Annotated in this window: 8 protein-coding genes; 6 read left to right on the forward strand and 2 right to left on the reverse strand. The window is 69.7% G+C overall.

Going from position 1 to position 11,644, the window contains the following annotated elements; genetic code table 11:
• Nucleotides 1-52 precede the first annotated feature (52 nt).
• Nucleotides 53-1,018, reverse strand: a complete 966-nt coding sequence (locus IE145_RS30745) for an ABC transporter substrate-binding protein (protein WP_189528705.1) — start codon at nt 1,016-1,018, stop codon at nt 53-55.
• 337 nt (nt 1,019-1,355) lie between these two features.
• Between IE145_RS30745 and IE145_RS30750 the strand changes: the two genes are divergently transcribed.
• The 4 genes from IE145_RS30750 to araA all read left to right on the forward strand — a co-directional run bounded on the left by IE145_RS30750 (nt 1,356) and on the right by araA (nt 6,377).
• Nucleotides 1,356-2,387 (forward strand): LacI family DNA-binding transcriptional regulator, encoded by a 1,032-nt coding sequence (locus tag IE145_RS30750; RefSeq protein ID WP_189528706.1) that lies wholly within the window; start codon nt 1,356-1,358, stop codon nt 2,385-2,387.
• Nucleotides 2,388-2,528: 141 nt separating this feature from the next.
• Nucleotides 2,529-4,205 carry a ribulokinase gene (araB, locus tag IE145_RS30755; protein ID WP_189528707.1) on the forward strand — a complete coding sequence of 559 codons (1,677 nt, stop codon included), beginning with the start codon at nt 2,529-2,531 and terminating at the stop codon, nt 4,203-4,205.
• Entirely contained in the window at nt 4,205-4,867 is a 663-nt protein-coding gene (locus IE145_RS30760; protein ID WP_189528708.1) for an L-ribulose-5-phosphate 4-epimerase, read from the forward strand. The genes araB and IE145_RS30760 overlap by 1 nt, the downstream gene beginning before the upstream one ends.
• Before the next feature lie 19 nt (nt 4,868-4,886).
• The gene (araA, locus tag IE145_RS30765; RefSeq protein WP_189528709.1) at nt 4,887-6,377 is read left to right on the forward strand and encodes an L-arabinose isomerase; all 1,491 of its coding nucleotides are present in this window, start codon (nt 4,887-4,889) and stop codon (nt 6,375-6,377) included.
• A 937-nt stretch (nt 6,378-7,314) separates the two neighbouring features.
• Here the strand turns inward: araA and IE145_RS30770 are convergent.
• Entirely contained in the window at nt 7,315-8,709 is a 1,395-nt protein-coding gene (locus IE145_RS30770) for a family 43 glycosylhydrolase (RefSeq protein ID WP_373296651.1), read from the reverse strand.
• An 858-nt stretch (nt 8,710-9,567) separates the two neighbouring features.
• On the opposite strand from IE145_RS30770, the gene IE145_RS30775 reads away from it, so the two are divergent.
• On the forward strand, nt 9,568-9,756 hold the full coding sequence (locus tag IE145_RS30775) for an AbfB domain-containing protein (RefSeq protein ID WP_229825969.1): 189 nt from the start codon (nt 9,568-9,570) through the stop codon (nt 9,754-9,756).
• A 221-nt stretch (nt 9,757-9,977) separates the two neighbouring features.
• Nucleotides 9,978-11,381: a family 43 glycosylhydrolase gene (locus IE145_RS30780; RefSeq protein WP_189528712.1), complete on the forward strand. Its 1,404-nt coding sequence runs from the start codon at nt 9,978-9,980 to the stop codon at nt 11,379-11,381.
• Nucleotides 11,382-11,644: the final 263 nt, after the last annotated feature.

The following is an 11,644-nucleotide window of genomic DNA, read 5'->3' on the forward strand; positions in this document are numbered from 1 at the left end:
AGCCCCTGCCACCGGCACGAGGGGCGCGGTGGCAGGGACTGGAGCTCTTGGATCAGTACTGCCGGTCGGGCAGCGCCTTCTTCGCCTGCTCGGGCGTGAAGGTGGTCTCCTCGGTGACTACCCGCTTGGGGACCTTCTCGCCGTCCACGACCTTCTTGGCGAGCTCCATGAGCTGGTCGCCGAGGAGCGGGTTGCATTCGACGATGTAGTTGATCTCCCCGTCGGCCAACGCCTGCATCCCGTCCTTGACGGCGTCAACAGTGATGATCTTGATGTCCTTGCCGGGCTTCTTGCCGGCCGCCTTGATGGCTTCGATGGCACCCAGGCCCATGTCGTCGTTGTGGGCGTAGACGACGTCGACGTCGGGGTGGGAGCGCAGGAGGGCCTCCATGACCTGCTTGCCGCCGGAGCGGGTGAAGTCGCCGCTCTGGGAGGCCTTGATCTTGATGTCGGGGCGCGCGGCGATCTTCTCCTCGAAGCCCTTCTTGCGGTCGATGGCCGGCGCGGCGCCGGTGGTGCCCTGCAGTTCCACCACGTTGACGGGGCCCTCGGTGTTCTGGACCAGCCACTCGCCGGCCTTCTCGCCCTCCTCGACGAAGTCGGAGCCGAGGAACGTCTCGTACAGGGTGTCGTCGTCGGAGTCGACCGCGCGGTCGGTCAGGATCACGGGGATGCGGGCCCGCTTGGCTTCCAGCAGCACCGCGTCCCAGCCGGTCTCCACCACCGGGCTGAAGGCGATGACATCGACCTTCTGCTGGATGTAGGAGCGGATGGCCTTGATCTGGTTTTCCTGCTTCTGCTGGGCATCGGAGAACTTCAGCTCGATGCCCGCTGTCTTCGCGGACTGCTGGATGGACTTGGTGTTGGCCGTACGCCAGCCGCTCTCGGCGCCGACCTGGGCGAAGCCCATGGTGAGCTCGCCGCTGTCGCCGTCCTTGGCCGAGGAGCCCCCCGAACCACACGCCGTCAGTGTGGCGAGCAGCAGAACGCTGACACCCGTGGCGATCTTCTTCAACACTGCTTCCTCCGTGCTCAACTGTGCCCACTCGGGTGGCGAGCTTCGCGTGACCGGAGTCACTGGTGCATCAGAGTGAACGCTCACATCTGCCCAGTCAACCCCTTCGTTACGGCGATTTTGCCCATCTGAAGGCGGGAGAGAGGATGAGATATGTTAGCGCTCATCATTGAGAAGCCCTTGATGCTCACGAGGCTCGGGGCGTTCCGCGCCCGGCTCACGGCGGACGCGGGGAGGGGTGCGCTGGCTGTCGGCCCCCTAGCCTGGTTAAGGTTCGGGTGCCGCGTCCCTGCGTGGTCCCTCACAGGTGTCGGGCAGGAAGAAACGGCGGAGTCAGGAGATGCAGGTGGAGGACACCGCGGCGGCTGCCCGGGTACGCGAGCCGGCGATGACGGATGTGGCGCGGCTTGCCGGCGTCTCCCACCAGACGGTCTCCCGCGTCCTCAACGGGCATCCCAATGTCCGGGAGCAGACGCGGCTGAGAGTGCGTGCCGCCATCGCCGAGCTGGGGTACCGCCCCAACCGCGCCGCGCGCACCCTGGTGACCGGCCGGTCCCAGCAGATCGGCGTGGTGGCGCAGAACTCGACCCTGTACGGGCCCACCTCCATGCTGGCCGCCTTCGAACTGGCCGCCGCGGCCCAGGGCTTCGCGGTGAGTGTGCGGCGGGTGCGCGTCCTCGACCGCTCCTCCATCGCCGCGGCGGTGGAGCACCACCGCGACCAGCGGGTCGCCGGCATCGTGGTCATCGCCCCCACCGCCTCCGCCGACGAGGCGCTGGCGGAGATCCCGGCCGATGTCCCCCTGGTCGCCGTCGACGGGGACCCCGGCCGGGGCGGAGCCCTGGTCACGGTCGACCAGGAGGAGGGCGCCTTCGCCGCCACCCGGCACCTGCTGGAGGCCGGGCACCAGACCGTGTGGCACATCTCGGGCCCGTCCGACTGGTTCGACGCCGCCGGCCGGGCGCGCGGGTGGCGGCGGGCTCTGCAAGAGGCCGGCGCGGAGATCCCGCCCGTCAGTTCCGCGGACTGGAGCGCGGCCTCCGGCTATCGCGCGGGCCAGATGCTGGCCCGTATGCCGGATGTGACCGCGGTGTTCGCGGCCAACGACCACCTTGCGCTCGGAGCCATCCGCGCCCTGGCCGAGCGGGGCCGTCGCGTCCCTCGCGACGTGAGCATCGTCGGATTCGACGACGTACCCGAGGCCGAGTTCTTCTCGCCCCCGCTGACCACGATGCGCCCCGACTTCGACGGGGTGGCCACCGAGACCCTCAGCCTTCTGCTGGCCCGGATCGAGGGCGAGTCGGGGCCCTCGCTGCGCACGCTCAACCCCACGCTCATCCCGCGGGAGAGCGTCGCGGCTCCGCGCGACTGAGCCAAGCCCTCGGTCGATCTTCTTGATTCCTGCCTGAGCACGCTCACATGCCCAGACATTCCTGTCGGTGGATGTCTTGACGCGCAGATTGTTAGCGATAACACTTCGGATGTCCTTCTACGAACGATCAAAGGTGGCTTCATGGCCGACGAACCTGACTCCCTCGTAGTCGGTGTCGACTACGGCACGCTGTCCGGGCGGGCCGTAGTGGTGCGGGTCCGCGACGGTGCCGAGCTGGGCACGGGCGTCCATGCCTACCGTCACGGCGTCATCGACCGGACCCTGCCCGCGACGGGCCGGGCTCTCCCGCCCGACTGGGCGCTGCAGGTTCCCGAGGACTATCTCGATGTCCTGCGGATTGCCGTGCCGGCCGCGATCGCGGACGCCGGGGTCGATCCGGCCCGAGTGATCGGAATCGGGACCGACTTCACCGCCTGCACGATGGTGCCGACCACCGGGGACGGAACCCCGCTGTGTGACCTGCCCGAGCTCGCCGGGAATCCGCACGCCTACGTCAAGCTCTGGCGCCACCACGCCGCCCAGCCGCAGGCCGACCGGATCAACGCCCTGGCGCGGGAACGCGGGGAGAAGTGGCTGCCGAGGTACGGAGGGCTGATCTCCTCGGAGTGGGAGTTCGCCAAGGCGCTGCAGTTGCTGGAGGAGGCGCCCGAGGTGTACTCGGCCATGGAGCGGTGGGTCGAGGCCGCCGACTGGATCGTCTGGCGACTCACCGGGGCGTACGTACGCAACGCCTGCAGCGCCGGTTACAAGGGGATCCACCAGGACGGCGAGTACCCCGCCGCGGGCTTCCTCGCCCAACTGAACCCGGCCTTCGCCGACTTCGTGACCGAGAAGCTGGACCAGCCCATCGGCCGGCTCGGCGACCGGGCCGGCGGTCTGAGCGCCGAGGCCGCGGCCTGGACCGGACTGCCGCAGGGCATCGCGGTCGCCGTCGGAAACGTCGACGCCCACGTCACCGCACCGGCGGCCGGCGCCGTGGAGCCCGGCCAACTGGTCGCGATCATGGGCACCTCCACCTGCCACGTCCTCAACGGCGACACCCTGCGCGAGGTCCCCGGCATGTGCGGCGTGGTCGACGGCGGCATCGTCGACGGGTTGTGGGGCTACGAGGCCGGGCAGAGCGGCGTGGGGGACATCTTCGCCTGGTACATCGAGCACCAGGTCCCCGAGAGCTGCCACGTGCAGGCCCGGGCACGCGGCCTCTCCGTCCATGAACTGCTCACCGAACTGGCGGCGAACCAGCGGGTCGGTGAGCATGGACTGATCGCCCTCGACTGGCACAGCGGCAACCGCTCGGTGCTCGTCGACCACGAACTGTCCGGGATGGTTCTGGGACAGACCCTCTCCACCCGGCCCGAGGACGTCTACCGCGCACTGCTCGAAGCCACCGCGTTCGGCACGCGCACGATCGTGGAGACCTTCACCGCCGCGGGCGTACCCGTCGATGAGGTCATCATCGCCGGCGGCCTGGTGCGCAACGCGTTCCTGATGCAGCTCTACTCCGACATCCTCGGCATGCCGCTGTCGATCATCCGCTCCACCCAGGGGCCGGCCCTCGGGTCGGCGCTCCACGCGGCCGTGGCCGCGGGCGCGCACCCCGACGTCCGGTCCGCAGCCACCGCCATGGGCTCGGTCGACCGGGCCGTCTACCGACCGCGCCCCGCGGAGGCCGCCGCCTACGACCGGCTCTTCGCCGAGTACACCGCCCTGCACGACCACTTCGGCCGGGGCGGCAACGACGTCATGCGCAGACTGCGCGCCATGCGCCGCTCTGCCATCGAATCGAAGGAGAAGTGATGGACGCCGCCGACAGCGTGAAGAATCTCCGCCAGACCGTCGCTGACCTGCACCGCGAACTGACGCGATACGGGCTGGTGATCTGGACCGCCGGAAACGTCTCGGCCCGCGTTCCGGGGGAGGACCTCATGGTCATCAAGCCCTCCGGCGTGTCCTACGACGACCTCAGCGCGGACACCATGGTCGTGACCGACCTGCACGGCAACCTGGTCGAGGGCGACCTGGCGCCGTCCTCGGACACCGCCGCCCACGCGTACGTCTACCGGCACATGCCCGAGGTCGGCGGCGTGGTTCACACCCACTCGCCGTACGCCACCGCCTGGGCCGCGCGCGGCGAACCCATCCCGTGCGTGCTGACCATGATCGCCGACGAGTTCGGCGGCGAGGTCCCGGTCGGCCCCTTCGCGCTGATCGGCGACGACTCCATCGGACGCGGCATCGTGGAAACCCTCCGCGACAGCCGCTCGCCCGCCGTCCTCATGCGCAGCCATGGCCCCTTCACCGTCGGCTGCGACGCGCGTGCGGCGGTGAAGGCGGCCGTCATGGTCGAGGACGTGGCCCGCACCGTCCATTACGCCCACCAGCTCGGTACCCCGGACGCCATCGACGCGGCCGCCGTGGACCGGCTCTACGAGCGCTACCAGAACGTCTACGGCCAGTGAGCCCACGAGGGGAAGACCGATGAACACCACAACCAAGCCGCAGATCTGGTTCCTGACGGGGAGCCAGCACCTCTACGGCGCCGAGACCCTGAACCAGGTCGCGGAGCAGTCGGCCAGGATCCAGGAGATGCTGGCCGCTTCCGGGCGGATCGGCGCCGACATCGTGGGCAAGCCGGTCCTGACCGAGGCCTCCGCCATCAGGCGGACACTGGAGGCGGCCAACACCGACCCGGACTGTGTCGGGGTGGTCGCGTGGATGCACACCTTCTCTCCCGCGAAGATGTGGATCTCCGGGCTCGACGCGCTGCGCAAGCCGCTGCTGCACCTGCACACCCAGCTCAACCGGGAACTGCCGTGGTCGTCCATCGACATGGACTTCATGAACCTCAACCAGGCCGCCCACGGCGACCGTGAGTTCGGCTACATACAGACCCGCATCGGGGTGGCCCGCAAGACCGTGGTGGGCCATGTGGCCGACCCGGAGGTCGTCAGGCGGGTGGACGACTGGGTCCGGGCGGCCACCGGCATCCACCGCATGCGCAACCTCCGTCTGGCGCGGTTCGGTGACAACATGCGCGACGTGGCCGTGACCGAGGGCGACAAGGTGGAGGCGGAACTCCGGTTCGGCGTCAGCGTCAACACCTACGGCGTCAACGACCTCGTCGAGCTCGTCGACGCCGTGACCGCGGCCGAGATCGACAAGCTCGTCGGCGAGTACTCGGAACTCTACCGACTGACACCGGAGTTGATGCGGGGCGGCGATCGCCACTCCTCGCTGCGCGATGCGGCCGCCATCGAGGCCGGTCTGCGCCGGTTCCTGGAACAGGGCGGCTTCGGCGCCTTCACCACCAACTTCGAGGACCTCGGCGGACTGCGTCAGCTCCCCGGCCTGGCCGTCCAGCGGCTCATGGCCGAGGGTTACGGCTTCGGAGGCGAGGGCGACTGGAAGACCTCCGCACTGCTCGCCGCCGCGAAGGCCATGGGACCGCGGGCCTCGTTCATGGAGGACTACACCTACCACTTCGGGCCCGGCACGCCCAAGACCCTTGGCGCCCACATGCTCGAAGTCTGCCCCTCGATCGCTGACGCCCGGCCGTCCTGCGAGATCCACCCCCTGTCGATCGGCGGGCGTGAGGACCCGGTGCGCCTGGTGTTCGACGCCGCGGCCGGCCCCGCCACGGTGATCGGTCTGGCCGACATGGGCGACCGTTTCCGGCTCGTCGCCAACGACATCGATGTCGTCCTGCCGGACGAGCCGCTGCCGTGCCTGCCGGTGGCGCGGGCCGTGTGGGAGCCGCGGCCCTCGCTGTCCACCTCCGCCGAGTGCTGGCTGATGGCCGGCGGCCCGCACCACACGGTTCTCACCACGGTGGGCTCGGATGTGCTGCGTGACTTCGCGCAGATGGCCGGCACCGAACTGGTGATGATCGACGACAGCACGACGGCCCACGACTTCGCGGACCGTCTCCGCTGGAACCAGGCGTACCACCGGCTCGCCCAGGGGATGTGACCCGGGCCGAGGCGTGACGCGGCCCTCCCGCAGGAGGGAAGCCCCGCCCGGCCGGTCAGCCCGAGGCGCTCGCCGGTGCTCGCCGACGAGAGCCGCAGCGTCCACACCGAAGGCTGTCCACCCGGCGGGCCTGCCCGCCCGCCCGGCGGATCGCTCGCCGCAGCACCGAGCGGGGGTGCCCGGCGGGGGGTGCGCTGTACCGAACGGCCCCCGCCGGTGCGGACGGTGCCCCGACCGCGGATGCGGCCGGGGCACCGTCCGGGCCCGACAGTCACGTGGGTGGGCCGCTGCTGTGGCGCGCCACGAGGCAGTCCTGCGAGGAACCGCACGGCCGCCGCGCGCCGCTGAGGATCAACGCCCCGGACGGCATCCGGCTCCTGCGCCGCGGCCGCCCGACGGCTGTGCCTCGACCCCCGATGCGCCCGAGCTGTCTCTCGAACACCTGGGGACCCGGGCGCGGATCGGAAGCGGGCCGTCCTTGGTTCGACGGCCCGTATTCCCTCCGGCCCGTATCCCTCCCCCCCCCGTGGCCCCGCTGTACGCCCGCGACAGCGCTTTTCCGCGCCCGTCCGGCGTGGGCCTCTTCGAGGTTCTGTGGTGTGCCATCGGCCACTCGACGGCACACCCCATGCGGCGCTCTGCCGGCGCTCGCCCGTCACTGTCACCGATGGCCTCGACGCACGGATCGAGCCGCCGGTCGTCCAGGACGGACACCGCCTCGCGGACGTTGTCTGTTCTCGTCGGGGCGGACCACCAGAGGGCCCACCCCTCCCGGAGCTCGACACGGTGCTTCGGGAGGGGCGGGCTGGACGACAGGAGTTACTGGGAGACGATCACTCCCGCGCACGGAAACGCGTACGCCCATGATCCGGGCATGCCCCACCCTGACGACCTACCACTGACGACAACAGCGATAGGCCGATCGAAGAGCCACTGCCTACGTGGTGGAGTAGGTGGCGTCGGCCCGGTCCAGCGCCGAGTTCACCGGCTGCAACTGCAGAAGGCTGTCGTAGTGCCGCAGGTAGCGGCCCGGGTAGTTGAACGACTCGAAGGAGAGACCGGCCGACGCGTCGGCCAGACCGGGCCTGCGGTGGTAGGAGGCGTCACCGGAGAACAGAGAGGATCCGTCGTTCCTCTCCAGCCAGACCTCGAACCCCTTGTGGCGCAGGTAGTGGCCGGGGAAGTTCGCCGACTCCAGGGAGACCGTGCCGTTGCCGGCCAGTCCGCTGACGATGCGGAACTGCGAGTCGGCGAGGTCGGTGACGTTCGCCTCCACCCGGGCGCGCAGACCTGAGTGGCGGATGTACCGGTCGGGGAAGTTGAACGAGGAGAAGCGGACGGGGGTGGGGCCTTCGGCGACGGGTATGCCGAAGTTGGGAGTGCCGTCGCTGTTCCAGTACAGCTTCTGCATCCGGGTCTGCCGGTTGGGGTCGTTCAGCGGGTCGCCGTTGATGTCCCGGTAGGTACGGGAGTGGTAGACCATGATGTCCGACGCGCCGTCCTCGGAGACGGTGAAGGAGTTGTGGCCCGGACCGTACTGGCTCGTGGCCGTGTTGCTGGTGAAGACGGGCGTGGGCTTCTTGGACCAGGAGGCGGGGTTCAGCAGATCGGCCGTCCGGTCGGCCGTCAGGAGCCCCAGGCAGTAGTTGCTGTCGGTGGCACTGGCGGAGAAGGTCATGAAGACCTTGTCGCCCTTGCTGATGAAGGCCGGCCCCTCATTGACCCGGTGGCCTCTGGTCTCCCACGCGTGGGTGGGGGAGGCGATGCGGGCCGGGCGACCGCTGATGGTCCAGGGGTTGGACATCCGGGCGATGTAGATGCCCGTGCCGTCGCCGACCGCGGGGTCGGTCTGTGCCCAGCTCAGGTAGCGGGTGCCGTTGTGCACGAAGGTGGTGGCGTCCAGGGAGAACGTGTTCAGCGGCAGACTGATCCTCCCCTTCTCGCTCCAGGCGCCGGTGAGCGGATTGGCGGCACTCGACTCCAGGACGTACGGACGGATCGCCCAGGGGTCGTCGGCGGGGGCAGCGGCGAAGTAGACGTACCACTTGCCGTCGATGAAGTGGATCTCCGGGGCCCAGATGTGTGCGCCCATGTCACCGGTGGCGTGCTTGGTCCAGATCGTTGTCTCGGGGGCGGTCGACAGCCCCTGAAGCGTGGTGGCCCGGCGGAGGATGATGCGGTCGTAGGCGGGAACGGTCGCGGTGTAGTAGTAGAAGCCGTCCGTGTGCTTGTGGATGTGCGGATCGGCGCGTTGCTGGGCGATCGGATTCACGAACGTCGCCGCCGGGGTGGGCGCAGCCGCCGAGGCGGGGGCGGGTATACCGATCGACAGCACGGCCAGGACGGCCGACGCGGTGAGCAGACCGCGACTTCTGAGCCTCACGGGAATCTCCTTCGTCGATGATGCGAGGGCGGCAGCGGGCCGGTGTCCTGCGTTCGCTCCGGGCGGGAGCAGCGCGGGCGGGGCGGCCGGGCCCGCGCGCGGGAAAGCGGAGGGCGCCGGGGAAGGCTGTGCCCACGAGCCGTGCGCCCACCCGCCCGCTCGGCGGTCGGCCCGGCAGCGGCCCTTCGAGGACGGCGCGGTCACGAAGGGTCTTTTCTGGACGACACGGCTCCTCCCGAGAACGAGTAGAGCGGGTACGCGGTGAATCGGCCCGGCCCTCACCGACGAGCGGTCGAAGGAGGCCTCAAGCGATGTGAACGTTAACAGTGCTTGTTCGTCGGCTCAATCCCTCGGAAACAACTCCTCGTGTCGGCCGAACTCTGCGGCGGGCGGCTCCTGTTCGCCGGACAAGCCCTGGCCAAACGTCGCGAAGCATTGACATCGGCCGCGCCGGCGAGGAGGCGGCGTGACGGAGGAGGGCGGTTCCGCGGTCCGCCTGTTCAGATGCCGACCGGCAGTGAACTGCCGGTCGGCACACGAGTGTTATCGATAACAGAAGGGGTTGTCGGTGGTGGATGCGTGAGCTACGTTACGTGCTGCTCACCGCCCTCGGTCCGGCGTTCGTGCCCACCGCGGGCAAGCCGCTGACGAGGGGAGTTCGCGGTTGACCGCGTCGGGCCGGTCAGGGAAACCGACGCTGCCGGGCGACGGACACCGGGCGCCTTCTCGGTGGCCGCGAGAACGAAGGGTCCGGGCCGGCGGAGGCCGAAAGCACCGCTGCTCCACTGCGTCATGCCCTGCACACGCATGACCTCTTCGCTCTGCCGGGCCGCCACGTTCCCTCGTGAGCCGGGTCCGGCGGACCCGGACTGGTCGTCCTTCCGCTCCCTCAACCACCCCGCACGCCATCTCCGGCACGCGGGCCTCGCTCTGCGCGTCGATGAGGCGGTGAACGCCGGCGACCGTGCCGACGCGACCTTCCGCGTCGGGTACTGACCTGTCACCGATCCGCGACGGGCCACCCGGGCCACCCACCCCGGGGCCGCTCCTCGCGTGTGGTGTGCGCGAGGAACGGCCCCGGTGCCCGACCCTGACCGCTCTCCAGCTTCTTTTGCCCCTCACCCAGCACGACCGACGCCCCAGGAGGCACGGTGTCATTCGCTCGACAACGAACATCGACAGGACGACTTCTCCTGTTCGCGGTAGCTCTCGTCACCATGATGAGCATCAACCTCATCGGATCCCCCCGGGCCGAGGCGGCGCCCGGCCCCTCCTTCACCAATCCGGCGGTCGGCGCACCGAACAGCGCCGACCCGACCTTGGTGTACCACGAGGGCTTCTACTACTACGTCGCCACCACGTGGTCGTCCGACATCGTCATGCGTCGGTCGCCGACGCTGGCCGGTCTGCGCGACGCCCCGGAGCGCCTGGTCTTCCGCACCGGCGGGAGCGCCATGTGGGCGCCGCACCTGGAGATGGTCGGTGGCCGCTGGTACCTGTACTACTCGATCGAGCAGAGCGGCGGGCCCCGCAGGACGCACGTCCTGGAAAGCGCCGGGCGTGACCCCCTGGGTCCGTACACCGACCGCGGCATCATCGACCTCATGCCCGACAACGGCTGGGCCATCGACGCGAGCCTGCTGAAGCTCAACGGCAGCCTCTACATGACGTTCTCCGCCTTCGCCCCGCAGGACAACCTGCAGTCGATCTACATCGCGCCGATGGTGAACCCCTGGACCGCCGGCGCGACCGGGACGCGGATCTCGGCCCCGACCCTGGCCTGGGAGCGGCAGGACGGAGCGGTCAACGAGGGGTCGTTCGCCCTGCAGCGTGACGGGCGTACCTTCCTCACGTACTCGGCCAGCCACTGCAACGGCCCCAACTACAAGCTGGGCATGCTGGAGTACCGGGGCGGCAGCCCTCTCGCCGCCGCGTCGTGGACCAAGCACGCCGAACCCGTATTCCAGCGCGACGACGCCGCAGGCGTCTTCGGGCCGGGGCACCACTCGTTCTTCTCCTCGCCCGACGGCAGCGAGACCTGGATCGCCTACCACGCGAACGCGTCGGCCGCGCAGGGCTGCGGGACGTCGCGCACCACCCGCGTGCAGAAGATCTCCTGGAAGGCGGACGGCACGCCCGATCTCGGCACCCCGGTGTCCACCTCGACCGTCGTCCAGGGACCGTCCGGCGAGGCGGGCGCCGCACCGACACCGGTCGCACTCCGCAACCGGCACAGCCGCCTGTGCCTGGACGACCGTGACTGGGCGACCGCACCCGGGTCGGCCGTACAGCAGTGGGCCTGCAACGGGGCCGCGGTACAGGACTGGGCCATGGTGCCGGTGAGCGGCGGCTACTACCAGATCCGCAACCGGCACAGTGGTCTGTGCCTGGACAACTACAACTGGGGGACAGAGCCGGGTGCCGAGGTCCGGCAGTGGACCTGCAACGGAAACAACGCTCAGCAGTGGCGCGTCAGTGCGGTGGGGGAGGGCTTCTCCACTTTCAGCAACCGGCACAGTGGTCTGTGCCTGGACAACTACAACTGGGCGACCGCGCCGGGTGCCGAGGTCCGGCAGTGGACCTGCAACGCAAACAACGCCCAGCAGTGGAGCATCGGCTGATCATCGGTCTCCGGGCGGGAGCGCCCACGCCCCTTCGGCTGCGCTCTACGCCTTATGCCGTGTGAGCCGCACCCGATGGCTGCCATCAGAGCCCGGCAGCCATCGGGTGCGGTCCTCGACGAGGGGCACCGCGGAGCGGGCCTGCTCCGCGTCCTACACCTGACGTGCCGGAGCTTCCGAGGGGGCGAGGCGCTTGAGCTCTGCCTCGGTCGACTTGAGCAGGTCGTTCCAGGACGCTTCGAACTTCTCGACGCCTTCGTCTT

The organism is Streptomyces sindenensis (assembly GCF_014649035.1).
GTDB lineage: Bacteria > Actinomycetota > Actinomycetes > Streptomycetales > Streptomycetaceae > Streptomyces > Streptomyces sindenensis.